The sequence below is a fragment of the Arthrobacter sp. UYCu723 genome (genome assembly GCF_054059215.1).
This window is the reverse complement of the sequence record NZ_JBSSBW010000001.1, coordinates 3,146,088-3,170,453: the sequence shown is the minus strand read 5'-3', so window position 1 is coordinate 3,170,453 and position 24,366 is coordinate 3,146,088. Positions and strand designations below refer to the sequence as shown.

The following is a 24,366-nucleotide window of genomic DNA, read 5'->3' as shown; positions in this document are numbered from 1 at the left end:
TGTCTCAAAAACTTGACGACCGCAGTCCCATATAGACCACCAAAATCGGGCTCTCCTGACGTGAATGTGGGTTCGGTTATTTCTGGTATGGGAGTTCGATCTCGACGGGGCCGCAGGCGAGCATTATCAGGGCGAGGGCGGCTTCGGGTGTGTGGAATCCGTAGGAGCGGCGGGTCATGGTGCGGATCTTGTTGTTCAGTCCTTCGTGGCGGCCGTTGGAGAGTTTCCTGGTGACGGCGGCGTAGATCCCTTCGGTGTGGGATCGGATCGTGGCGGCGGCCCTGGCGAACTCGCGGATGTTGGATTTGGCGGCGAGGTCGCACCAGGTGGTGATCATCTCCATCACGTCATTGGGGTTGAGGTCGCCGGCGAAGACTTCCCGGAGGGATTCCTTGAGCTGGTAGGCGTCCCAGAGCAGCCCTCCGGTGCGTTCGAGCCCGGCCAAGGTGACTTGTTGCTTTTCGGTCAGGTTCTGCGGGTTTTTCAGCAGCACCCAGCGGGTTCCCTTGAACTTCTTCGCGATGTGCTGATCGGGCAGTTCACGGGCGCGTTGCCAGATGGAACGGCGGAAGGATTCCAGCGCGTTCGTGGCTAGCTGGATGACGTGGAACGGGTCGTAGCAGATGACCGCGTCCGGGGCGTTGGTCTTCACGGACTTGGCAAAAGCGGGCCCCATGTCCATGCTGACGGCCTCGATGGCCGTCGTGTTCACCGGTCCGATTTCTTTGAAGAATCCATCCAGTGTCGCCGCGTTTTTCCCCGGTGCACCCCAGACGATCTTCGAGGTGGAGTGGTCGGAGACGAGGGTGAGGTAGCGGTGGTGTTTGCGCCAGGAAATCTCATCCACCCCGATATTGAGCAGGCCTTCGAAGCGGCTCTCGTCGAGCTGTTCGGCCACGACGCGTTCACAGATCGCCCCGACGGTCCGCCACGCTATCCGGGCGAACTGGGAGACGGTGGTCTTGTCCGCCCGGATGACCAGCCAGGCGATCATGTCCTCAAAGTCCGTGCTGAACCGGGAGCCGGGCCGGGCGAACGGCACGCCCTGCACCACGACGCCGTGGCCGGGGCAGACCAGGCGCCGGCGGAGCATTGTGAGCACCAGGACCCTGCCGGAGAAATCCAGATGCCGCCACGTGGATTCCGCCCAGCGGGTGTCATATCCCGCCATCGTTGAGTAACTGCAGTGCGGGCAGTCAAGGCGCTTGCGGGCCTTCAACGCCACCCGCACCAGCATGGGACCACCGGAGCCGGGATCAACATCAACAACCCGGACCCCCGTCAGGTTCAAGACGCGGTTGAGTAGAGTAGTAGCACGCATGGGTAGCTCCGAAATTTGGACAGTGTGAGAACTCCCAAATCTACCGGGCTACCCATGCCCTCATAGCACACAAACCCTGACCCACACGTACGTCAGGAGAGCCCAAAATCGTCCCGTAAGAGGGTCGCTCAAGGGCGAGAATTTCGTTGAAGTTTCTGGATCTCGAACGCCGTGTTTCCACGGCCACTCAATTCCCATAGGACCGGCCCGAGAAAATGCCCGGTGATGCGGGGGATAAACGGTGCATTCAGAACCATGACCGGACTCATGATCGGATACGCCCGATATCCACCAACGACCCAGACCTCACCGCCCAGAAAAACGCCCTGGTGACTCCTGGGGTGACGCCGGAGAAGACGTTTACCGACCAGGGCCTGACCGGCGCCAACCGGGCACGACCGGGAATCAGGGAAGCACTGGCCGCCTGCCGGGCCGGGGACACCCTGGTCGCGACCGAACTAGACCGCCTGGCCCGGTCGCTCCGCGACGCGAAGGACCTTGTCGACGAACTCACCCGCCGCGAGGTCAAGCTCAGCATCGGGGCTCCGTCCACGACCCCACCGTTCCCGTAGGCCGGCTTCTCTTTGACGTACTGGCCATGGTCGCCGAATTCGAAGCAGACCTGATCCGCACACGAACCCTGGAGGGCATGGCGGTCGCCAAGGCGAAGGGCCGTCTCCGGGGGGACGCAGCCCAAGCTCTCCAAGACACAGGAAGCGCGCCTGGTCTCCGTTCACCGGGCGGGGTCACACACAACGGTGGAGATTGCCGAACTCTTGTGTGTGATCGACTATTTGTAGGCCGTTTCAGCCGAGAAATCCTGCCGAGTTGGTGGCTGGTTTCCTGCCAAAAGAGCGCTAAGAATCAGGCCAGGCAATGCCCCTCCAAATCATGGATTCGGGGATTGCGCAGAGATTGAGATCACCCGGTGGCCCGGTCCGATGTCCTGTTGGGGACATGGGCCCGCCACCCCCAGATAGGTTCCTTACGGCGCTGCCATTGCGAAGCGTGTGCGCCGGAAGGGCTGGAAAGCAGATGACGGTACCCATGTCCGTTCAAGAAAATATCAGAAGACTCGACTCTCAGGGAGTCCCGGGGCGTGAGATCGCCCGCACGCTGGGCATCAGCCGTGATTCGGTGACCAAGTACGCCGATCAGCAGGACTTCTCCCCGGAACCGCCGGCACCGTTTGCACGGCCCGGGGCCTCGGTGTTGACCGGGTTCGATCACATCATTGAGCAGTGGCTGGGCGAGGACCAGCGCCGGCCGCGGAAGCAACGGCATACGGCCAAGCGCGTCTTTGATCGGCTGGTGGCCGAGCATGGTTTCACCGGCACATATTCTCCTGTCCAACGTTTTGTAAAGAAATGGAACGCCCGCAACAGGACCACGGGTGAAGGGTTCACCGAGTTGGTCTGGCCCGCCGGCACCGCGCAGGTCGACTTCGGGCAGGCCGAGGCCATCATCGCCGGGATCCGCCAGGTCCTGCACATCCTGGTGGTCACCTTCCCGTTCTCCAACATGCGCTTCGTCCAGGCATACCGCGGCGAAACCGCCGAATGCGTCTCGCCACGGACTGCGGAAGGTGTTCGAACACATCGGGGCCGCACCGAGGCACCTGGTCTTTGACAACGCCACCGGCATCGGGCGCCGGGTGGGCACCAAGGTCGTGGAAACGAAACTGTTCGGGGCGTTCAAGCTGCACTACCGCTCCGAATCACGCTACTGCAACCCGTATTCGGGCCACGAGAAGGGCAACGTGGAAAACGCGGTCGGGTTCCTGCGCCGCAACCTCATGGTTCCCGAACCTGAGGCCTCCAGCCTGCAGGCTTTGAACGAGGTGCTCATGGCCCGGTGCGAGGCGTTGGCCACCACCACGCATTACCGCAAGGGCCTACCCTTGGGCGAGCTGTTCGCCCAAGACATTGCCTCCTCCCTGGCGTTGCCCGGGGTCGGGTTCGACCCGGTCCGCTACGAATCGCGCAAGGCCGACAAGACCGGGAACCTGCTCATAGACGGGAACACCTACGCCGCCGGGCCATCCTTCCATGGGCGTATGCTCACCGTCGGGCTGCGCCACGACGTGGTGCAGATCCTCGATGAGCACTCCGAGCCGGTCCGGTCCTTTGACCGGGTGTTCGGGCGGCAGGCCGAGACGATCTTCGACCCCGCGTCCCTGGTCCCACTGCTGGTGACCAAGCCCGGCGCGTGGGGCCATTCCCCGCTGCGGGCCCTGGTCACCGACCCGGTCCGCGACTGGCTCGATGCCGCGGCGCCCACTGAGCGTCGCCGCCTGCTCAACGCGGTGGACGCCGCGTCCGGGTCCACCGGCTTTGATGCCGCGATGGCCGCCGCCGACACGCTAATCCGGCGAGGTGACACCCCGGACATGGCGGCCCTGGGCATGCTCGCCCGCCGGCTGGCCCACGGCACCGAACCGGCGGCAGCAAACGTGGACTTGAGCGTCTATGACGCCTTCACCACCGTCAACACGAGCACGGGAGAAGTCGCATGAACCCAATCACCGTCCAAGACATCATCGAAGCGGGCAAGCATTCCTCGCTGACCGGCAGCGTGTTAACCGAATGGGCAGAGAAGGGCACCCCGAAGCAACGCGAATACCTCCACGGGGTGCTGATGGCCGAACACGAATCCCGGCAGGAATCACGCCGCCAACGGCTGCTGAAATCCGCGAGACTACCGGCCATGAAAACACTCACCGGATTCGACTACACCAGCGTCAGGTTCCCCGAGGACTACGGCCGTGAGCCCCTCGAGTCCTTGGACTTCATCAACCGGGCCCAGGATCTGGTCCTCTACGGGGACGTGGGCACCGGCAAAACACACATGGCCACCGCCCTGGTGGCAGCCGCCTGCCGGCAAGGTATCCAGGCACGCTTCTTCACCACCTCTTCCCTGGTCATGATGCTGCGGCGGGCCAAGGACGAGAACCGGCTGGACAAGGAGCTCGCTTCCCTGGCCAAGAATCAGCTCCTGGCCATTGACGAACTGGGCTATCTTCCGATCGACACCGAAGGGGCCAGACTGTTGTTCCAGGTCATCGCCGAGACTGTTGTTCCAGGTCATCGCCGACGGCTACGAAAAACGCAGCCTCATCATCACCACCAACCTGGAGTTCTCCCGCTGGGGAACGGTGTTCGGAGACGACAACATGGCCGCCGCCGTCATCGATCGGCTGGTCCACCACGGACGCCTCCTGCAATTCCGTGGCGAATCCTACAGAGTCAAGAACGCCCTCATGAAATAGGCCAAACCCCAACATGGCAGGAAACCGCGCCCACATGGCCGGATTCTTAGCGCTGAAATGGCCGACTTGAAGTTGACGAAACACAACTCTTCGCGGTAGCGCGCTCAACCGCCTACCGCGCCATCAAGCGCGCCAGCGACACCTCCGTCTAGAACCGAGAGATTCCGCCATCAGAAGCCGGAATTCGCACTGCCGCCCCTAAACGTGAATGTCCGTACCGATCCTCCTCAGACTCCGAGTTTGCCGCCGAGGCGTTCGCGCATGAGGATGCTGGCCTCGTTGAGGCCGATGATCAACACGACCCTGCCGTTGTGGTGGTACTTCTCGGTGATTGCGTCCAGTGCGGCGATGGTGGAGGCGTCCCAGAGGTGGGAGGCGTGCATGTCGATGACGACGTGCTCGGGGTCCTGTGCGTATTCGAACTGGGTGTAGAGGTCGTTGGAGGATGCGAAGAACAATTCGCCGTCCACCACGTAGGTCGCCGTTTCCTGGCCGTCGATCGTCTTGACGGAGCGTTCCACAGTGACGAAGTGGGCGACGCGGCGGGCGAACATGACCATGGCCACGAGCACGCCGACGCCGATGGCGAGGTTTCGGAACAGGATTGGAGACCCGAATGGCGGCAAAGACCAGCAGCAACACCATGCACATCGGTGAACTCGCTGACAGGACGGGGCTCTCGCTGCGGACTATCCGTCACTACGACGACGTCGGGCTGCTCCCTGCCACCGCCCGCACCGATGGCGGCTTCCGCGTGTACTCAGGGGACGACGTCGAACGTCTCATGGTCATCAAGCAGATGAAGCCCCTGGGATTCTCGCTGGAGGAAATGGCAGAGATCCTCAGCATCCTTGCCTCTCAGCACACAGAGGAACCGAACACAGCGGAACCGACGAGCGATGGGACGGACAGAATCGCCGAATTTCTCGAGAAGGCCGTTCACCAGCGGACCAAGATGGCCCGCAACCTGGCCCAGGCTGACGAATTCATCGAGAGGCTCAGCGTGCGGAGCTAAAGGACTGTGCGTGCGCTGCAAGGCCGCTCCTGGCCCTGGTGTGGCGGTTTTATCCGGTCAGGACCAGATCTTCGCCTTGGTTGCTGCCGGCGTTGGTGATGGCGAGCCTCAGCTCGGAGAGCACTTCGGCCGGTGTACCACCGGCAGCTAGTGGTGTGTCTCCAAAATAATCTATGAGACTTCCGTTAAACTGAAGGTATGTCGAATCCAGCTCCTGCTTTGGTGGTCTCCGATGGTCAGCGTGCCGCGTTGGAGGTGCTGTCGAAATCGCAGACGGCGTCCCATCGTGAGGTGCAGCGGGCACAGGTCTTGTTGTTGGCCGCGGAGGGGCTGGCCAATGAATCGATCGCGAAGGTCGCCGGGACAAGCCCGGGGACGGTGCGTGCGTGGCGGGACCGGTTCGAGGATGAGGGCCTGGCGAAGCTGGGGAAGGTCCGTGCCGGGCGGGGCCGTAAGCCCTCGATTCCGCAGTCGAAGATCGATGAGATCGTTGAGCTGACGCGGAACTCCAGGCCGGAAGGGCATACGCACTGGTCGGTGCGGACCATGGCCGCGAAGGTCGGGGTGTCCCCGGCGCAGGTGCAGCGGATCTGGGCCGCGCGGGGGCTGAAGCCGCACCGGGTGGAGGCGTTCAAGCTTTCCACCGATCCGCGGTTCGAGGAGAAACTCATCGATGTGGTGGGCCTGTATCTGAACCCGCCGGAGCAGGCGATCGTGTTGTGCATGGATGAGAAGTCCTCGATCCAGGCCCTGGACCGGACCCAGCCGTCACTGCCGATGAAGAAGGGCCGGGGCGAAACGATGACCCATGACTACAAGCGCAACGGCACGACCACCCTGTTCGCCGCCCTCGATGTGGCCACCGGCAAGGTCATCGGTTCCTGTCTGCCCAAACACCGGCACAACGAGTTCCTGACGTTCCTGAAGACACTCGAGAGGGAAGTCCCGGACGGACTGGAGGTGCACCTGATACTGGACAACTACGCGACACACAAACATGCCAACGTGAAGGCCTGGCTGGAGAAACATCCCCGGTTCCACCTGCATTTCACGCCCACCTCCTCGTCCTGGCTGAACCTGGTCGAGCGGTGGTTCCGGGAACTGACGGACAAGGCCCTGCGGCGCGGAGCGTTCCACTCAGTCCCGGACCTGATCACGGCGATCGAGGGATACCTCGCCGCCCACAACGATGAGCCCAAGCCCTTGGTGTGGACGGCGACAGCGGAATCCATCCTCGAAAAAGTCGCCCGCGGCCGCGTCGCACTCCAAGCCGTCAAGCAAAACTGAGACACACCACTAGTTCGGTGAATTGCGTGTATTCGGGAATCGATTGGTAGGCGGCACGGAATGAGTTGAGATCATCGAGGGTTTCCGCGTCCGTGCCGCGTGCCGACACTCTTCGGTGTGCCTGCTCAGGGTCAAGGACGAGGTGGAGGACCAGGTCAGGCTTTGGAAGCTTCCGGAGGAGGAAAGGAAGAAAACGTCCCCGGGGAAGGCCCCGGGCCTTGCGCAACGCCAGCTGGCAGTGCAAGTGCCGGTCCATGATGACCAGGCCCGGATACCTGTGGGCCCTGGCATGGGAAATCAGCACATTCGCAGTGCGGATAATTGTCTCCCAGGCATCCGCCAGGCGTGGATGGAACTGTACGCCGCACCTCGCGCTCAGCAGGGACATCCTGCGCCGGCCGGCATAGTTGCTGAGCAGGAGCGCGTCCCTGCCTGCCCGGCGGGAGGCAGCGACCGTCGCCCGTGCTGCCGTTGTTTTTCCTGAGCCATCAATTCCTGTCAAAACAATCAGCAAACAAACTCCTTCTCATGACGGGGCGTTCGAGCCCATCCGCCTACTACTTCAACGGTAGATGCCGCCGAATCGTCCCTAGAGCGTATTTATTCGGACAGCAGGCCCAGGACTTGGGCTACTTCCGGCCGATAAACCAGTCCTGGAGCTTCCGCAGCCGGGTCTGCAGCTGCTCCTCGTCGGCCTGCGCCACGGCCGGGCCGCCGCAGACCGTCCGGAGCTTGGTGTGGATGACCCCATGCGGCGTGCCGGTCCGGGCGGACCAGGCCGCCACGTTCTTGGCCAGCTCCGTGCGCAGGTCCATCAGCATCCGGTGGTCCGGGACGGCCGGCGCCGCGGCGGCAGCAGCACCAGCTGAAGCTGCCTGCGGGGCGCGGGCGTTCTTGCGGTTCAGCTGCTCGTGCTGGCGCTGGCGCAGCAGTGTGCCGACCTGTTCGGCGTCGAGCAGGCCGGGGATTCCGAGGAAGTCCAGCTCGTCCTCCGAGCCGACCTCGCCGCCGGTGCCGAACTCGCCGCCGTCGAACAGCACGCGGTCAAAGGAGGCCTGCGAGTCCAGGGCCTCAAACTTGCCCTTCGTGAGGCTGTCGGAGGCCTTCTCCTCCCGGTTCGCCTCGTCCATGAGCGAGTCTTCGGGATTGAACAGACCATCGCCGTCTTCCTTTTCCGGGCGGTCCAGGGCATGGTCCCGCTCGGCTTCCATTGAGTTCGCCAGCGCCATCAGTTGCGGCACCGAGGGCAGGAAGACCGACGCCGTCTCACCGCGCTTGCGGGCACGCACAAATCGTCCCACGGCCTGGGCGAAGAACAGCGGAGTGGACGTGGAGGTCGCATAGACCCCGACGGACAGCCGCGGGACGTCCACGCCTTCCGACACCATCCGGACGGCCACCATCCAGCGCTTCTCGCTGGCGGTGAATTCCTCGATCTTGCTGGAGGCCTTGGCGTCGTCGGAGAGGATGACGGTGGGCGATTCGCCGGTGATTTTCTTCAGCTGGCCGGCGTAGGCGCGCGCGTCGTCGTGGTCGGTCGCGATGACCAGACCGCCGGCGTCGGGAACGGTCCTGCGGACCTCACTGAGGCGTTTGTCGGCCCCGGCGAGCACCGCAGGGATCCATTCTCCCGTGGGATTCAGAGCAGTGCGCCAGGCCTGCGAGGTGACGTCCTTGGTGACCGCCGCTTCGCCGAGCGAGGCCGCCATTTCCTCGCCGCCGCTCGTGCGCCAGCGCATCTGGCCGGAGTAGGCCATGAACATGACCGGCCGGACCACATGGTCGCGGAGCGCCTTGCCGTAGCCGTAGGTGTAGTCGGCCTTGGAACGCCGGATGCCGTCGCGGTCCTCGGCATACTCCACGAACGGGATCGGCGAGGTGTCGGAGCGGAACGGCGTTCCTGTCAGGGAGAGCCGGCGGGCGGCGGGCTCGAAGGCCTCGCGGAGCCCGTCGCCCCAGGACAGGGCCTCGCCGCCGTGGTGGATTTCATCCAGGATGACCAGGGTGCGGGCCGCCTCGGTCTTGGCCCGGTGCAGCATCGGTTTGCTGGCCACCTGCGCGTAGGTGACCGCGACGCCGATGAAGCCGCGGCCATGCTGGCCGTCGGCGTTCTTGAAGTTCGGATCGATGGCGATGCCCACCTTGGCGGCGGCGTCGGCCCACTGGCGCTTCAGGTGGTCGGTCGGCGCCACGATGGTGATGCGGTTGACGACGCCGGCCTCGATCAGCATCGATGCCACCCGCAGCGCGAAAGTGGTCTTGCCGGCGCCCGGCGTAGCGACCGCGAGGAAGTCTTTCGGGTGGGTGCCGAAGTAGCTGTCGAGCGCTTCCTGCTGCCAGGCACGGAGCTTCGGCGCGGTGCCCCAGGCGGCCCGCTCCGGATACGCGGGAGGCAGTGTGGGGCCGCCAAAGAGTGTCTCTGTCACCTAGGTGCCCTCCATCCCGCGAATGTCTGCCGCTGCCGGAGAGACCCAATTAAGCACAAAAACACCAATCTTTTTCGGATGAACCGTAAGCATGTGCCGGGAGCGTGCCCCGGACACCGTGAACCACGCAGCACTTCACAACGCCGTGCGCAACTGCGCACGGAAGAATTAATGGCCCGCCGTGGGAGATCCCTCAGCCGGGGGCGGTCATGATGGTCACGCGCGGAAGCAGGGCGGCGGGCTGCGCCGCCCTGGGCGTGGTCTGCCTATTTGTCGCCGGAGCCCTTGCCGCCGTCGCTGCCCGGGCGGAGTCCGTCATAGACCTCTTTGCATTCCGGACAGACGGGGAACTTCTTCGGGTCACGGCCGGGGGTCCACACCTTGCCGCAGAGAGCGATGACAGGCTCCCCCGACAGTGCGGATTCCATGATCTTTTCCTTGCGCACGTAGTGCGAGAAGCGGTCCCGGTCACCCGGTTCCACCTCCTGGCGCAGTTCCTCGCGCTCGATCGTGGCCGTCGACGTTCCGGCTCCGGAGAGCTCGCGCATCGGGTCGTTTTCGAGAGGATCGGTCATGCTAGTCATGACACCCATCCTAGCCGCTGGAACGGACAGAATTGCGACGGTATTCCGACAACATCCCAACAACGGGGCCCTACAGGCCCTGCCAGGAGGGCTTGTTGTCATAGCTGTGCCGGTAATAATCGGCGAGCCGGAGCGAGGATGCGGCAGCCTCGTCCACCAGGATCGTGGCATGCGGATGAAGCTGCAGCACCGAGGCCGCGCAGATGGCAGCGACGGGGCCTTCGACCAGGTCGCGGACGGCCTGCGCCTTTTGCGCCCCGGTCGCAATGAGAATCACATGCCGGGCGTCCAGGATGGTGCCCAGCCCCTGCGTGACGACGTGGTGGGGCACCTCGGCGAGGCTTCCGAAGAACCGCGCGTTGTCCCGGCGCGTCTGCTCAACCAGCGTCTTGATCCTGGTCCGGGAAGCGAGTGAGGAACCCGGCTCATTGAAGCCGATGTGGCCGTCCGTGCCCACGCCGAGGAGCTGCAGATCCACTCCCCCGGCCTCCCGGATGGCATCCTCATAGGCCTGGCAGGCGGCGGGGATGTCCGCCGCCGCGCCGTCCGGCCCGTGCACGTTGGCCTCGCCGATGTTCACCCGCTCTGTGAATTCGCGCCTGATGACCTCGCGGTAGGACTCGGGATGCCCCGGAGGCAGGCCCACATATTCATCGAGGGCAAAGCCCCGTGCCTGGCTGAAGTCCAGGCCGTCCCGCTCATGCCGCAGCGCGAGCTCAGTGTAGACCGGAAGCGGGGAGGAACCGGTGGCCAGGCCCAGGACGGCACCTGGCTTGCGCCGGAGCAGCGCCTCGATCGCGTCCGCCGCGAGCATGGCGATCGCCTTGCTGCCGGGAAGGATGACGACTTCCATGGTCCGGGCCCCTCTCCTGGTGTAACGCTGCCGTGCAGCCATGGTTCGCTGCATCTCGGGTGCCTTGCGTTACTGGCAGGCTATCCCACAGCGGTTCGACGGCACAGCCGTCCAATATCGTCAACGGTTGACGGCCAGCTGTGCCAGCAGCTCCGGCCCTCGTGCGTCGAGCCACTTGCCGCCCAGCCGGACGCCGCCCGCAAACAGCGCCAGGCCCAGGACCGGCCCGAGGACCAGGTTGATCCAGCCAGGCACCGCGCTTCCCGTGACGAGCTGTGCAGCCACGAGTGCCGCTTCCGGTGCCACCAGGAGCAGGAGCGCCGCCATGCCGCCGAACTGCACCGCCATGGTCTGCGCCACGTTGCCCGGCGGCTTCTTGAAGGGGCTGTCGCCCGGGAGCGGAACGGTGACGGTGTAGCGCGCCGAGACCACCGAGGACAGGCCCATGCCGCTGAACAGGACGCCGAGGGAGAGCCCCAGCACTCCCGGCAGCAGGACCCAGTCCCCGCTGAACAGGAACGGCAGGATGCTGAACGCCAGCGCCACGGGCAGCGCGAAGACCAGGCACGCCACGGCCCGGCCGAGCCTGTCGTGGACTCCGCGCACGCCGGTGGACAGGTGCAGGGCAAAGGCCGTGCTGTCGTAGGACACGTCAGAGGAGATGGACCAGGCCAGCAGGAACGCGGTCAGCGGGCCGATGAAGACCAGCATCCCGTAGGACCCCGTCTGGCTGGCCTGGAACATCAGCAGCACCGGCAACAGCGGGACGACGACGAGGGCTCCGGCGTAGCGGGGGTCGCGCAGCCAGTAGCTCAGCGAGCGGGCAGCGACCGCTCCGGTCGGCGTCGCCGGGAACCGGGCGAAGAGTCCCAGCCCGCCCGCCCGTTTCTTGGCGCTGCCGGCGAAGGGCGGGGTGACGAGGGCGCGCTGCAGCAGGAGCTTCCAGCACAGGGCCAGCCCGGCGACGGTGGCCAGCGAGATGACGAACTTGCATGCCGCGGCCCCGTAACTGCCCGCGGCCAGCTCGCCGCCGAGCGACCAGGCAGCCCCAGCGGGAGTCCAGGACAGCGAGCCGGCCAGTTCTGCCAGGAAATCGCCGGAGCCCGCGATACCTTCGGCGACGCTGGCCACGATCGGCCCCGTCAGCACCAGCGGGATCAGGAAAACGATGGCGCTGACGTCCTTGAAGCGGCGGGAAGCGGCCAGTCCTGCCGTCGCCGTCGTGACCACCTTGGACAGCAGAACACAGCTCAGCACGCCGAGGACGGCCCCCGCGAGGGCGCCTCCCGCGGCCGGGATGCTCCGGGACCAGGTGCCCACGGTGGCCAACGCCACGAGCGAGGTGGCCACGCCCGGGATCCCGACCAGGCCGCCCAGTGCCAGACCGGCCAGCAGCTGCGGCATCGGCACGGCGGAGGTGGTGAACCGTGCCGGGTCCAGGGTCATGTCCGCGGCGGAAGCCGCCACCGGGATGATGGCCCAGCCCAGCAGTGCCGCCGCACCGCCGAGCACCACGACAGTCTGGGCCAGCGCGATGTCCGCCTGGCGAAGGAACAGCAGCACGGTGATGCCCAGCCCTACAATTCCCAGCGCATACAGGGCCCCGATGCCGAGGCCCACGAGCTGCCAGGGACTGCGCCGGACGCTGTTGCGCAGCAGGGTGAGCTTGAGCCTCAGAAGGTGCGCAACCATTCCAGCCCCTCTGTGTGGCTGCGGCCGCCGACCAGCTGGACGAATCGGTCCTCCAAGGACTCGCCGGCCCGGACCTCGTCCACCGTGCCGGCCGCGAGCAGCCGGCCCGCGGCCACGACGGCGACGTGGTCGCACATCCGCTGGACCAGGTCCATGACATGGCTCGAGACAATGACGGTGCCGCCGGACGCCACGTAACGGTCCAGGATGTCGCGGATGTTTGCTGCGGAGACGGGGTCCACGGATTCGAAAGGCTCATCGAGCACCAGCAGCCGCGGCGCGTGGATCAGGGCCGAGGCGAGGGCAATCTTCTTGGTCATGCCGGCGGAGTAGTCCACCACCAGCGTGGCGGCGTCCTGGCCCAGGTCCAGGGCGGAGAGCAACTCCTTGACCCGGGACGCCACCACGTTCTTGTCCATGCCGCGCAGCAGCCCGGCGTAGCTCACGAGCTGCTCGCCGGTCAGCCGGTCAAAGAGCCGGACGCCGTCCGGCAGGATGCCCATCAGCTTCTTGGCGTCCAGGGGCCGCTGCCAGACGTTCACTCCGTGCACGAGCGCCGTGCCGAACTCGGGCCGCAGCAGACCCGTGGCCATGGACAGCGTCGTGGTCTTGCCTGCCCCGTTGGGGCCTACGATTCCGTAGAACGAGCCGGCCGGAACGTCCAGGCTGATGCCGTCGACGGCGATCTTCTCGCCGAAGCGCTTGGCGAGCCCGCGCAGCGACAGGGCGGGAACCGGCGGGGCCGACAGATTCGACGCCGGCAGGTTCTCAGGGGCATGAGGATCCGGTTGCTGATAAGTCATGTCGTTAGACTAACTGCCGCCGGGCGGGAAAAGGATCGTCCGAAAGGCGTACTCCGGGCGGTCCTTACCGGGGCGTGCTCCCCTGCGGACGCAGACTCCGGAACCGGTCTCCCGGTCCCGGCCCTTAGAACGAGTGGCGCGGCCTGGCCCGCTCGTACTGCGGGGGCCAGGCCAGCTCGTGGCCCAGCTCAAACGCCGCCCGCAGCCACCAGTGCGGGTCCCGGAGCGCGGCCCGGGCGATGAAGACGCCGTCCGCCTGGCCGGTGGCCACGGCGTGCTCGGCCTGGCCGGCCGAGGTCAGCAGGCCGACGGTGCCGGTCCGGACACCGGTTTCGCGCCGGATCCGGGCGGCGAAGCCGGTCTGGTAGCCCGGGCCCACCGGAATCTGCTGGTGCGCCACGGCGCCGCCGCTGGAGACGTCAACGAGGTCCACGCCGTGTTCCGAGGCGGCCCTGGCCATCCGGACCGAGGCCTCGGCGTCGATCCCGCCCTCGGCCCAGTCGGAAGCGGAGATCCGCAGCAGCAGCGGCATGGAATCGGGAATGACCTTGCGCACGGCATCCACAACGGCGAGGGTGAGCCGGTTCCGGCGTTCCTCGTCGCCGCCCCAGGCGTCGGTCCTGTCGTTGACGAGCGGGCTCTGGAACTGGTGCAGCAGGTAGCCGTGCGCGCCGTGGATTTCGATGGTGTCGAAGCCCGCGTCGACGGCCCGGACGGCACTGGCGGCGAAATCGGCGATCACGCCGTCGATCTCCTCCGCCGTCATGGCCGAGGGCGCCGCATAGCCGTCAAAGGCACCGGTGCTGGGGGCCACGGTCTCCCAGCCGCCGTCGGCGGCGGGGACTGAGCCCTGCTTCCCGGAAAACGGCCAGTAGGAGGACGACTTCCGGCCGGCGTGCGCCAGCTGCGTGCCGATCTTGGTGTCCCCGGTTCCGTGGCGGTGCACGAAGGAAGTGATCCGCTCCCAGCCTGCAGCCTGCTCGTCGTTGTAGAGGCCGGCGTCCCGGGGACTGATCCGGCCTGCGGCGTTCACCGCTGCCGCTTCGGTGAGGATGAGGGCCGCGCCGCCGGTCGCGAAGGAGCCCAGATGCATGAGGTGCCAGTCGTTGGGGACGCCTTCCCCGGTCTCCGGCCCGCAGCTGTACTGGCACATCGGCGAGACCCAGCCGCGGTGCTGCAGCCGCAGGGAGCGCAGTTCCAGCGGCGTGAACAGGGCCGACGCCATCAGAAGAGCACGCGGGCAAGGTTCTGGCGGGCCTTTGCGACGCGGTCATCATGGATGCCCACGACGTCGAACAGCTCCAGCAGGCGGACCCGGGCGGTCTCGCGCTCGGGGCCGAAATTCCTGCCGATGAAGGAGACGATCCGGCCGAGGCCGTCCTCGACGTGGCCGCCGGCGACGTCCAGATCCGCCACGCCGAGCTGGGCGTCCAGGTTGTCCGGCTCGTCGGCGGCCAGGGCGCGCAGGGCGTCGGTGTCCGCGGCGGAGAGCGGCTGGAGGCGGCCCATCAGCTCCACCTGAGCCAGTCCGGCCTTGGCCTCTGCGTCCGCCGGCATCTCCAGCAGGGCCTGCCGGTAGGCAGCGGCCGCCGTTGCGTAGTCCCCGGCTTCGATGGCGTCGAACGCCTCCTGGTGCAGGGGCGGCAGGGGCGGAGCCTCGGCCTCGTCCGCCCCCGGGCCACCGGCACCGATCCGCCCGGACACACCGTTGGCGGCGGCAACCTTGAGCAGTTCATCGAGCAGGCTGCGGATCTGCTGTTCCTCTGCGCCGCCCTGGAACAGGGGAACCGGCTGGCCCTTGACCACCGCGACGGCGGTCGGGACGGCCTGGACCTGGAAGGCCTGGGCGAGCTGCGGGAAGGCCTCAATGTCGGCGGCGCCCAGCACGAGCTGGCCGTCGTAGCTGTCCACGATCTGGGCCAGGTCGTCCACGAGCTGGCCGGAGCCCGGTGAATAGGGGGCCCATAGCGCGATCACCACGGGGACCTGGGCGGAGAGCTCCACGAGTTCCTGGAAGTTGGCCTCGGTGACGTCCACCCGCAGGGGGCGCACTGAGTTTTCCGTTCCGTCGGCCCCCGTGCCGTCGGCCCCCGACGCGCCGGCTCCCGGGGCCGGGGAACCCGTCCCGCCTGGGGCGGCAGGACCGGCGGCGGGACCCCCGGCAGGGGGCGCTGGCGGCCGCTGCTTCAGCGAGGAGAGGTCGACGGCGCCCCGCAGGTTGAGCGGGTTGGCGGCAGCTGGCGGGACCGGGCGGGAAGCTGGCGAAGTCATAGCTCCACTCTAACCACTGCGGCCCCGCCCGTTAGCACCCCGACGCCCGTCACCACCCGAAAACGCAGCGGCACGGCGGCAGCGGCCCGGCCGCTGACGCTGTTACGGCTACTGCTACTGCTACTGCTACTACTGCTACTGGCGCAGGGGCTACTTGAAGCTTGCCCCGACCAGGCCACGGGTGGCGGCAATGAGCTTCATCGGATCCGTGGACCCAGCCGGCGGAACGTAGACCGCCATGGACTCGGCAAAGTTCAGCACCATGCCGGTGCTCGTTTCCTTGCCGCCCGCGAGGGCAGCCGCGTCATCGCCGATCGTCAGCTTGTCACCGGAAGCCTTGGGAGTGCCGTCGAACCCAAAGTTCAGCCTCCCCAGCACAAGAGCGCCGCCGTCGGCGGTGCGGAACACGACGGTGCTCTCCGGGACCACCTTGTGCGTGAAGGCGAAGGTGCCGTTGACACCGGAGTTGACCGCGTCCGCCTGGTAGGCGAGCGTGTCCGCGATGTACGGGGAGGACTCTCCCTCCACGAGCTTGTCCTTGAACGCGGAATCGGCGCTGGTCAGGCGGTCGCCCAGCCCGGCCAGCGCTTCCTCACCGCTGTACAGGAGCCCCGACTTGTCGGACGGTGCAAGCGTCTCGGTGCCGTCCCTCGCGATGGCCGGGAACGTGGTGCCCGGCTGCAGCGGCGTGGTGGCAACGAGTTTGTAGTTCTCCCGCGGTGAAGGCTGGGTGAGCGTGAGCAACTGCGGGACGACATTGCCTTCGCCTTGTGTCACCGCCAGGACCGAGCGCGGCCAGCTTCGCTTGCTGGTGACGACCGTGGTCAGGAGCTTGGTCGCCCGGACCGGCATCCTCGCCTCGTAGGAGCCGACCTGGGAACGGATCTTGTAGTTCGCCGTGCGGACTTCGAGCTCTGTCTGCGCCACTCGCGGCTCGAGTTTGGAGGCGTCCTTCGCTGCATCGCCGGCGTCGACCGCCCCGGCAGCCTGCTCGAGGATCCGGCGGAACTGCACATCGATCAGCACCGGAGCGTCCGGAGCCGTGTCGGCAGCGGCGGACGACGGCGGCGCGGGAGCGGCGCTGGTCGAGGTGCCCGGGGCCTGCGCGGGGGTCTGGCTGGCCTGCGCGGCCACGCCGGTGCCGGCGACGGCGGAAGCCGTCAGTACGGCCAGGACCGCGCCGGACCGGCGTAGGCGCCGCCGCGCGGTGCGCGGACCGGCAGCGCTGTTTTCGGCCGGATCCTTGGGTTCCACCGTCGGGATGGCGGATGTTGTACCGGCTGCTGTATCCCCGGCCGGGGCGGCTGGCGTGCGTCCGGCGGCCTTTGCCCCCGGACGGTGACGGAACCGGTTGCCGCGAGAACCGCCCTTGCCGTTTCCGGCACCGGGCTTGGGCTTCGGGACCAGCAGCGCGGCACCGGCGACGATCAGCAGGCCGCCGAGCACCATGAACGGTATGGCCCATGGAGTGGAGGTGTCATTCGGGAACGTCATGGTGATCGACGTCGGGGCCGGTTTGGTGCCGTCCGTCGCGAGCAGGAGGGACCAGTCGCCATCGGCCGGGGGCGTCCACGAGTAGTTCATGTCGCCGCTGGCGTTCTCGGTGGTGACCCACAGGTCGGAACCGGCGGGCGACGGCGCGGTTGCTTCGCCGTCGGTATGCGTCAACTGCAGCGCCTTGCCGTCGTCGGAGACCCCCGAAACGGTGTTGTGAGCGGTCGGGCCGACCCACGCATCGACGTCGTCCGGCCGGCCGGCGGCCAGCATGAAGCTGCCCTCCCCCTTGACCTTGATCTTGACCGTGCCGCCGTGGAGTGTGCGCAGCTTCTCGTCGAAAACGGTCAGCGGCGCCGCGGCGGCGTCGGCAGGGGCGGTAGCCGTGACGGTCTCGGCCGGAGCCCAGAATGTCTTCTGGCCGATTCCCGCCAGCAGTGTCAGGAGGCCCAGCAGCACTAATGCAACTGCAGTCTTGAAACGCAAAATATTACCTATCATCAGCGGACACTTAACTTCAATAGTAACCATTTTGTTACCCGGGAGTCAGATCGGCAGATTTGTCAAGCCCTCCGGCTGCGAGCCCGCAAGCAACAGACCCGCGCGCTAGCAAGCCTGCTGATAGTCTTTGCGGTGATCATCACATCCGGCCCGCGACCGCGGCTCCGCAGGGGACAAACAGAGATAAAGGGCTTCAACGCAGTGAGTGAACACACGGATTCGTCCCCCGCAGGACAAGAACAAAGCCAAGAATCCGAATCCGACGGACGCGAACACGAACGCGGACCCAGGGAACACGGACGCGGACCCCAACAGCAGGTTTCGAACCGCCGGGCCGCTGTGGCTGGAGTGCTCATCACGCTGGCGCGCCGCCTGCGCCAACCCCTCCCGGGGGCCCAGCCGCGGCTCCGTTTCGAAATGCCGCCGGAGCATGAAGCGGAAGCCCCGACGCCGGAGATGGAGAGCAGCGCCCGCTTCGGCGACCCCGGACCGCGCATGTCCTCCCAGCACCCCCTCTACGTCGGGTTCATGGGGACCGTCGGCGTCGGCGTTGCCCTGCTGGTGTACTGGATCGGATCCAACACCACCCAGTTGCTGCTGTGGATCGTGGCCGCGCTGTTCATCGCCCTCGGCCTGGACCCCGTGGTGCGCTGGCTGGAGGGCAGGAAGGTCCCCCGGGCCGCCGGCATCGTGGTGGCCGTCTCTGCCCTGACCCTGGCCGTGGGCGGCTTCTTCGCCACCCTCATCCCGACGATCGTCCAGCAGGTGACCCAGATCGTGCAGCAGGCGCCGCGCTGGATCCAGGACTTCATCGACTCGGACTTCTTCCGAAGCGTCGACAACCAATTCGGCGTGCGGGAACGCATCACCCAGGAACTCGAAAAGTTCGTCAATAACCCGGAGGCGATGGGCGGCATCTTCGGCGGCGTCGTCGGCTTCGGCTCCACCGTGGCAAACGGCCTGTTCGGGGCGCTGATCGTCCTGGTCCTGAGCCTCTACTTCCTGGCCGCCCTGCCTGCCATGAAAAAATGGGGCTACCGGCTGGCGCCACGGTCCCGGCGGGCCCGGGTCGAGGCCCTCTCGGAGGAAATCACCGGCTCGGTCGGCAACTACGTGATCGGCCAGGCCGTCGTCGCCCTGCTGAACGCCACCTTCGCGTTCATCGTGATGTCGATCGTCGGCGTCCCGTTTGCCGTGCTGCTCGCGTTTGTCGTGGCCTTGCTGGCCTTCATCCCGCTGGTCGGCGGCATGATTGCCGGTGTGCTCGTGACGCTGATCGCCCTGACCGCGGGCTGGCAGACGGCCGTCGTGTACGCGATCTGCTACTTCGCCTACCTGCAGTTCGAGGCCTACTTCATCTCGCCGCGCGTCATGCAGAAGGCCGTCGCGGTGCCGGGCGCCGTGGCCGTCATCTCGGTGATCGCCGGCGGCAGCATTCTCGGCGTCCTTGGTGCGCTGATCGCCATCCCTACTGCCGCGGCGATCATGCTGCTGGTGAAGGAGCTCTTCATTGTGCGCCAGGACAATCACTGACGGGAAGTTGCCTCAGGCGTGCGCCGTGGCCACCGGGCCGTCCCATTCCTGCGGCAGCGCAGTACCCGATCCGCCGGCCCCGCCGGATCCACCGGGAAGGACCTCGTCCACGATCTCGTTCAGGACGCGGCCCGCGTACTTCTCGCCCACCCACAGGTGCTTGGCGCCGTCGACGCCTACCACACGGGCCTGCGGCACCAGGCTGAAGCGCTCCGCCGCGGCGGCCGGCTGCAGGTAGTCGTCGTGTTCCGGAACCAGGACCTTCAGCGGCTTGCCTGAGCCGGCCCATTCCTTGAGGTCCGCATCGGTGGCGCGGTGCAGCGGGGGCGAAAGCAGGATGGCGCCCTCGATCTTGGAAGCCACCGGCCCGGACGCCCCGTACATCAGGGCGAGCTCCGTCCCGAACGACCAGCCCACCAGCCAGCGGTTCGGCAGCCCGCGGTCCACGGCGAACTGTACGGCGGCCTCGACGTCGAGGCGTTCGCCGATGCCCTCTTCAAATGCCCCTGAGCTGGTGCCGCGGGGCGAGGCCGTGCCCCGGGTGTTGAACCGGAGCACGGCGATTCCGGCCAGGGCGGGCAGGCGGTAGGAGGCCTTCCGGTAGACGTGGGAGTCCATGAACCCGCCGTGCGTCGGCAGGGGGTGCAGGGTGATCAGGGTCGCCTTGATCTCGCCGGATTCGGGCACCGCCAGCTCGCCGACCAGCCGGTGGCCGTCCCCGGTGCGGAGCTCCACGTTTTCCCGATGCGCCGGGAGCACGGTGGAGGCGCGGATCGCGGTGGGTTCGGAAGGCTGGCTGAAAACGTACGACGCCGGGTCAAAAGTCATGCTGTCCAGCTTAGCGAAACCGGTTAGCGATACCGGTAGCTGCGCGAGGTCCAGCAGTTCGAATGCCAGTGCCGGCGCTCGGCCAGACCGGCGGCCGCACCGAAGATATGGTCTTCGGACCAGACCACAAGATGCGCCACCCCCGGCAAAACAGCGGTGAAGCAGCCCGGGCAGATATAGCTCTTCTCGGCCCGCGCCGCCGTGATGGCGCGGACCATCCATTCCCCGTCCGGCGCACTCTCCCGGCGGGCAAATCCCGAGCGTGCGCGCTCCAGGTCCAGCTCCGGCACCGGCCCGCCCTTGGCCCCGGGCCTCGCGGTTTTTCCGGCGGCCGTTCTTCCGGCGGCTGTTCTTCCGGAGACGGCTCGGCGGGGTCGGTTGGAACGGGGCATGCTTCCATTCTGCCCCAGCCCGGATGCCTCCCGCTCCCTCCAGACGGTAGTGTTGACCGGGTGCGTTTAGTCATAGCCCGATGCTCTGTCGATTATGTCGGCCGGCTCAAAGCCCATCTTCCGCTGGCCACCCGCCTCCTGCTGGTCAAGGCCGACGGCTCCGTCCTTGTCCACTCGGACGGCGGATCCTATAAACCGCTGAACTGGATGAGCCCGCCGGCGTCCCTGCGCGTCTCCACCCCGGACGAGGTGGACGTCGAGGTCGGTGTGATCGAGCAGTGGACCGTCCAGTCCGCCAAGACCGACGACCGGCTGATCATCAACATCCATGAGCAGCTGCATGAGACTTCCCACGAACTGGGCCAGGACCCGGGCCTGATCAAGGACGGGGTCGAGGCAGACCTGCAGCGTCTCTTGGCCGACCAGATCGAGCTTCTCGGCACCGGCTTCTCCCTGATCCGCCGCGAGTACTTCACCGCGATCGGACCCGTGGACATCCTGGCCCGGGACGCCGACGGTGCCACCGTGGCCATCGAGCTAAAACGCCGAGGCGACATCGACGGCGTCGAGCAGCTCACGCGGTACCTGGAACTGCTGAACCGCGACCCGCTGCTGGCCCCGGTGCGCGGGATCTTCGCCGCCCAGCAGATCAAGCCGCAGGCCAAGGTCCTCGCGAAGGACCGCGGCATCGACTGCATCACCCTCGACTACGACGCCATGCGCGGTGTCGACGACGTCGAGTCCCGGCTCTTCTGAGGCCACGCCGCCAGCCCGTTCCCAGTAACCCAGCGGCCTTGACGTGGTCCGCGGGCATGGCGGAGCCGCAATTCTTACCAACGTTTTGTCATGCCGTCAGAAGGAAAAAATCTTGCGCACCCAGCGCGGAAAACTCCCATGCGCGCCAAGACAGGCAGTCCCATATTTCGAGTAGAGCAGGCCTTAGGTGTGCGTCGCGGCGTCGGCTTTGACCTGTTGGTGGACGATGTAGGAGCGCGCGGCAGGACTAAGGAGGTCTGCGCTGGACTCGTTGATCCGCTCGACGAGGTTCTCCGTCTCATCCAGCACGTCGCCGGCCGCCCAGGCTTGGGCGCGGGGGCCCTTGCCGATGTTGCGGAGCACGCCGGCCTCCTCCAGCTTCGCGATGGCGTTGTACGCCGCCTGTGGGGTGCAGTCCGCGCGTTCAGCGGCGAGCCCGGCGGTGAGGAGCGGCTGGCCGAGCAACGAGTCGATCAGCTTCAGGGCTGCGGAGCCCGAGCGGGGATTTACGGCGTCCCTCCACTGCTGGGGTAGCCCGGCCAGGGTGGTGGCCGATTCGGATGCAGCCCGGCAGGCAGAGAGCGCGCAGCGGGCGATGTAGTCCACGAACAGGTCTGCCTCCCCGTCCCTGTAAGCGCCGAGGAGCGCGAAGTAGGTGTCGCGGCTGGCCATGAAGGCCGATGCGATGGGTACGATTGCGGCGGTCGTGACCCTCCGGTAGCGGAGAACCGCGTTCAAAAGGGCCCGCCCTAGTAGTACTTAGTTAGGTTGGAGCTCGCGGTTGGCAGTAGGGGCAGTAGCCGGTCCGGACGGCGACGAGGTGTTGGAGCTCGCGGAGGATGCCGTAGAGACTCAGGCTGCCCCAGGCGCTTTTGGGCGTGTCAGGCGCAGCGTGGTGATGAAGAGGTGGGCGGCGGTGACGAGGGTGGCGTGGTGGTGCCAGCCCAGCCAGGTGCGGCCTTCGAAGTGGTCGAGGCCGAGACCGGTCTTCAGTTCGCGGTAGTCGTGCTCGATGCGCCACCGGATTTTGGCGATCCGGACGAGTTCCTTCAGCGGTGTCGTCTCCGGCAAGGTGGAGAGCCAGTAGTCGGTGGGCGCGGGTGCGCCTTTGGGCCATTCGGCGAGCAGCCACTCGGCGGGGAGGGAACCGTCCTCGGCGCGGGGGATATCGCGGTTGGCTGCCCGGACCCGCAGTGCGATGAACCTGGAGGTCATCGACGCGGGTTTGTTGCTGGTGGTGGACTTGGTGCCGTGCCGCCAGGTGACCTGATGTAGCTTCCGGCGGCCGGCGTCCATGACGAGGTCTTTGAGTGACTTTGGGGCGTCCAGGTATCGGCGCTGGTTTGAGCGGGGGCCTTTGCCGGCGTACTCGGCCACGCCGATGGCTGCGTCTTGGAGGTGCGCGGTCGTCGAGTGCTTGACGGCGACCATGTAGGGGATCGTTCGTTCGCTGAGCCCGGACCGGAACGCGGTGATCTCGCCATAGCCGGCGTCCCCGACCATGATCGGGGGCCGGTACCCCCAGGCGCCGAGTTCGTCGATCATTTCCAGCGCCATCGCCCACTTCGTACGATGGCGTTGCATCTCGGGGATCTGCGCCTTGGCCCGGCGGGCGGCGATCATTTCGGCGTGGGCGTTCGTGTCTGCGGACGTGTCATCCCAGGCTTCCGGCACATAGAGCCGCCAGTCCAGCGGGCAGGACGCCTGGTCGGTGGCCGCGTGGATGCTGACGGCGATCTGGCAGTTGCCGATCTTGCCCAGGGTGCCCGAATACTGCCGGGCAACGCACGGCGAGGAGCCGCCGTCCTTCTTGAAACCGGTATCGTCAACCACCCACGCGTCGGGGCCGATCACCTCGACGGCCTTGCGCACCAGGACCCGGCGGACCGGCTCGAGCTTCCACGGCGAGGACGAGACGAACTGCTGCAGCTGCTGGTAATCGACCCCGAGCCGGCCGCCCATCGGCTGCATCGATTTCCGCCGCCCGTCCAGCATCAGACCGTGCAGATACAGGTTCCCCTTGTTCCGCTGATCCTTACGCGGAAGCGACGCGAACACATCCTGAACGAACGCTTCCAGTTCCGCTTTGGTCTCGGCAAGCTCATCCGGTTTCATGCCTCGAAAATTAACAGGATCGGTCAGGGATTAAAAGCCGCCACGCCGACCTAACTAAGTACTACTAGGCGACCGTTGCCGTCGGTATAGGGGTGGATCGTCTCGAACTGGGCGTGCGCTATCGCGGCCTGCGCGAGAGCGGGCAGGTCCTTCCTGTCGCAAAAGTCATGGAGATCGGCCATCAGGGTCACGACGCGGCCCGGCTCCGGAGGAACGAACAAGGCACCACGAGGGGTATGGTCTGAGCCGCCGATCCAGTTCTGCTGATCGCGCAACCCCCCTGCGAATTTCTGGTTCAGCGCGTCCGGCCGCATCAGGATGGCGTGAGCGTGGTTGAGGTTCGCTGGATCAGCCGGATTGGTCCTCTCCCCCACGGAAATCAGGTCCTCGATGGCCGCGGCCGCCGCGAGGGTCGATATGGCGGCGTCCGAGCTCCTGATGCCAAGCGTCGCGCGTGCCAGGGCCAGCGGCGTGGACTGTACAAGCTCGATCTTCGAGGAAGACTCGGCCTCGTTGCGCAGCAGGAACCCGCATAGAGGGGCGAGCACCTGGCCAGCCGTCGCATCAAGCCGGACGATCTCCGCGATCGCCTCCTCGGCCACCGTGGCCGTCTTGGCCGAAGAGCGCCATTCCAGATCGGAAATGAACGCAGGGATACTAGCGTCATATCGGCGGAAGTGTCGGTCAGCTTTCGGCCCTTGGTCGGAGGGCTCCCATGGCAGCGTTTCGTACCTTAGTGCGGGCCAGGTATCCATAGGAGTGCCTCCTGAGTGATGTCGACCAAACTTGAAAGTCTGTGGCATAGTTCAAGTTTAGCTGTCAAAACTTTACGAAAGCGCCGGTAATTCAAGTTGGCGGCTGCGCGGACTCGGGCTGCCACCGGCCTGCCCGACGGCCCGTTCAGGCCTGGCCCCACCGCTGTCCCTGTCAAAGACGGAGTCGCTTTCGAAGGTAATGCGCCGGGCAATGGCTGGCGCCGCTTTCCTGGCACCGCTTTCCTGACACCGGCACCGTTCCGGGAATTCGTTCCCGCTCGGGTTCGTCCGTTCTTTGTACAAAATTTATGGAATTCTCTGCCGCGCCCGTTGACCTGACGCAACTGGCATGAAATTCTTATACGAGTCTTTGTGTAGGTGTTTTTTCATGCTCGCAAGACATGTTGCGAGCGTGAAGCTCCTGCCGCCGAAGCCCGGTTGTCCCGGTCCGAAAGCCAAGGTTCTTCTCGCA

The 24,366-nt window shown here is 66.3% G+C and carries 20 protein-coding genes and 3 pseudogenes; 7 read left to right on the top strand and 16 right to left on the bottom strand.

Annotated elements, in window-relative coordinates:
• Nucleotides 1-76 precede the first annotated feature (76 nt).
• Nucleotides 77-1,321: an ISL3 family transposase gene (locus tag ACVWZ8_RS14905; protein ID WP_456503559.1), complete on the bottom strand. Its 1,245-nt coding sequence runs from the start codon at nt 1,319-1,321 to the stop codon at nt 77-79.
• A 255-nt stretch (nt 1,322-1,576) separates the two neighbouring features.
• On the opposite strand from ACVWZ8_RS14905, the pseudogene ACVWZ8_RS14900 reads away from it, so the two are divergent.
• The 3 genes and pseudogenes from ACVWZ8_RS14900 to ACVWZ8_RS14890 all read left to right on the top strand — a co-directional run bounded on the left by ACVWZ8_RS14900 (nt 1,577) and on the right by ACVWZ8_RS14890 (nt 4,639).
• Nucleotides 1,577-2,121: pseudogene (locus ACVWZ8_RS14900) on the top strand (recombinase family protein).
• 247 nt (nt 2,122-2,368) lie between these two features.
• A pseudogene (gene istA / locus ACVWZ8_RS14895) lies at nt 2,369-3,836 on the top strand (IS21 family transposase).
• Nucleotides 3,833-4,639, top strand: coding sequence for an ATP-binding protein (locus ACVWZ8_RS14890; protein WP_456505039.1), 807 nt, complete (start codon nt 3,833-3,835; stop codon nt 4,637-4,639). Before istA ends, ACVWZ8_RS14890 begins: the two are co-directional and overlap by 4 nt.
• Nucleotides 4,640-4,816: 177 nt before the next feature.
• On the opposite strand, the pseudogene ACVWZ8_RS14885 reads toward ACVWZ8_RS14890, so the two are convergent.
• A pseudogene (locus ACVWZ8_RS14885) lies at nt 4,817-5,179 on the bottom strand (STAS domain-containing protein); the annotation flags it as partial.
• A gap of 26 nt (nt 5,180-5,205) precedes the next feature.
• Here ACVWZ8_RS14885 and ACVWZ8_RS14880 point away from each other — a divergent pair.
• Together ACVWZ8_RS14880 and ACVWZ8_RS14875 are read left to right on the top strand one after the other, a co-directional pair.
• On the top strand, nt 5,206-5,604 hold the full coding sequence (locus ACVWZ8_RS14880; protein ID WP_426978575.1) for a MerR family transcriptional regulator: 399 nt from the start codon (nt 5,206-5,208) through the stop codon (nt 5,602-5,604).
• Nucleotides 5,605-5,802: 198 nt separating this feature from the next.
• Nucleotides 5,803-6,891, top strand: coding sequence for an IS630 family transposase (locus tag ACVWZ8_RS14875; RefSeq protein WP_456505038.1), 1,089 nt, complete (start codon nt 5,803-5,805; stop codon nt 6,889-6,891).
• Here ACVWZ8_RS14875 and ACVWZ8_RS14870 read toward each other — a convergent pair.
• The 9 genes from ACVWZ8_RS14870 to ACVWZ8_RS14830 all read right to left on the bottom strand — a co-directional run bounded on the left by ACVWZ8_RS14870 (nt 6,878) and on the right by ACVWZ8_RS14830 (nt 17,515).
• Nucleotides 6,878-7,405: a thymidylate kinase gene (locus tag ACVWZ8_RS14870; protein WP_456505037.1), complete on the bottom strand. Its 528-nt coding sequence runs from the start codon at nt 7,403-7,405 to the stop codon at nt 6,878-6,880. The two genes, ACVWZ8_RS14875 and ACVWZ8_RS14870, sit on opposite strands and share 14 nt — an antisense overlap.
• 115 nt (nt 7,406-7,520) lie before the next feature.
• Complete coding sequence (locus ACVWZ8_RS14865) at nt 7,521-9,317, bottom strand: DEAD/DEAH box helicase (protein WP_456505036.1); 1,797 nt, start codon at nt 9,315-9,317, stop codon at nt 7,521-7,523.
• Nucleotides 9,318-9,583: 266 nt separating this feature from the next.
• On the bottom strand, nt 9,584-9,901 hold the full coding sequence (locus tag ACVWZ8_RS14860; protein WP_426978578.1) for a DUF3039 domain-containing protein: 318 nt from the start codon (nt 9,899-9,901) through the stop codon (nt 9,584-9,586).
• 70 nt (nt 9,902-9,971) lie between these two features.
• Nucleotides 9,972-10,754: a glucosamine-6-phosphate deaminase gene (gene nagB, locus ACVWZ8_RS14855; protein WP_426979716.1), complete on the bottom strand. Its 783-nt coding sequence runs from the start codon at nt 10,752-10,754 to the stop codon at nt 9,972-9,974.
• 120 nt (nt 10,755-10,874) lie between these two features.
• Complete coding sequence (locus ACVWZ8_RS14850; protein WP_456505035.1) at nt 10,875-12,446, bottom strand: transporter; 1,572 nt, start codon at nt 12,444-12,446, stop codon at nt 10,875-10,877.
• Complete coding sequence (locus ACVWZ8_RS14845) at nt 12,428-13,249, bottom strand: ABC transporter ATP-binding protein (RefSeq protein WP_426978580.1); 822 nt, start codon at nt 13,247-13,249, stop codon at nt 12,428-12,430. Before ACVWZ8_RS14845 ends, ACVWZ8_RS14850 begins: the two co-directional genes overlap by 19 nt.
• Before the next feature lie 124 nt (nt 13,250-13,373).
• Nucleotides 13,374-14,474, bottom strand: a complete 1,101-nt coding sequence (locus tag ACVWZ8_RS14840) for an NADH:flavin oxidoreductase/NADH oxidase (protein WP_456505034.1) — start codon at nt 14,472-14,474, stop codon at nt 13,374-13,376.
• Nucleotides 14,474-15,520, bottom strand: a complete 1,047-nt coding sequence (locus ACVWZ8_RS14835; protein ID WP_456505033.1) for a co-chaperone YbbN — start codon at nt 15,518-15,520, stop codon at nt 14,474-14,476. Before ACVWZ8_RS14835 ends, ACVWZ8_RS14840 begins: the two co-directional genes overlap by 1 nt.
• 150 nt (nt 15,521-15,670) lie before the next feature.
• Nucleotides 15,671-17,515: a hypothetical protein gene (locus ACVWZ8_RS14830; RefSeq protein ID WP_456505032.1), complete on the bottom strand. Its 1,845-nt coding sequence runs from the start codon at nt 17,513-17,515 to the stop codon at nt 15,671-15,673.
• Between the two features lie 339 nt (nt 17,516-17,854).
• Here ACVWZ8_RS14830 and ACVWZ8_RS14825 point away from each other — a divergent pair, with 339 nt between their 5' ends.
• Nucleotides 17,855-19,048 (top strand): AI-2E family transporter, encoded by a 1,194-nt coding sequence (locus ACVWZ8_RS14825; protein ID WP_426978584.1) that lies wholly within the window; start codon nt 17,855-17,857, stop codon nt 19,046-19,048.
• 12 nt (nt 19,049-19,060) lie between these two features.
• Here the strand turns inward: ACVWZ8_RS14825 and ACVWZ8_RS14820 are convergent, their stop codons facing one another.
• Together ACVWZ8_RS14820 and ACVWZ8_RS14815 are read right to left on the bottom strand one after the other, a co-directional pair.
• Nucleotides 19,061-19,876 carry an alpha/beta hydrolase gene (locus tag ACVWZ8_RS14820; RefSeq protein WP_426978585.1) on the bottom strand — a complete coding sequence of 272 codons (816 nt, stop codon included), beginning with the start codon at nt 19,874-19,876 and terminating at the stop codon, nt 19,061-19,063.
• 23 nt (nt 19,877-19,899) lie between these two features.
• The gene (locus tag ACVWZ8_RS14815; protein ID WP_426978586.1) at nt 19,900-20,268 is read right to left on the bottom strand and encodes an ATP/GTP-binding protein; all 369 of its coding nucleotides are present in this window, start codon (nt 20,266-20,268) and stop codon (nt 19,900-19,902) included.
• A 60-nt stretch (nt 20,269-20,328) separates the two neighbouring features.
• Between ACVWZ8_RS14815 and nucS the strand changes: the two genes are divergently transcribed.
• Nucleotides 20,329-21,024, top strand: coding sequence for an endonuclease NucS (gene nucS, locus ACVWZ8_RS14810; RefSeq protein WP_426978587.1), 696 nt, complete (start codon nt 20,329-20,331; stop codon nt 21,022-21,024).
• Between the two features lie 183 nt (nt 21,025-21,207).
• Here the strand turns inward: nucS and ACVWZ8_RS14805 are convergent, their stop codons facing one another.
• The 3 genes from ACVWZ8_RS14805 to ACVWZ8_RS14795 all read right to left on the bottom strand — a co-directional run bounded on the left by ACVWZ8_RS14805 (nt 21,208) and on the right by ACVWZ8_RS14795 (nt 23,894).
• On the bottom strand, nt 21,208-21,762 hold the full coding sequence (locus ACVWZ8_RS14805; RefSeq protein ID WP_456505031.1) for a hypothetical protein: 555 nt from the start codon (nt 21,760-21,762) through the stop codon (nt 21,208-21,210).
• A gap of 114 nt (nt 21,763-21,876) precedes the next feature.
• Entirely contained in the window at nt 21,877-23,139 is a 1,263-nt protein-coding gene (locus tag ACVWZ8_RS14800; RefSeq protein WP_456504078.1) for an IS701 family transposase, read from the bottom strand.
• Between the two features lie 50 nt (nt 23,140-23,189).
• The gene (locus tag ACVWZ8_RS14795) at nt 23,190-23,894 is read right to left on the bottom strand and encodes a Fic family protein (RefSeq protein WP_456505030.1); all 705 of its coding nucleotides are present in this window, start codon (nt 23,892-23,894) and stop codon (nt 23,190-23,192) included.
• Nucleotides 23,895-24,366: the final 472 nt, after the last annotated feature.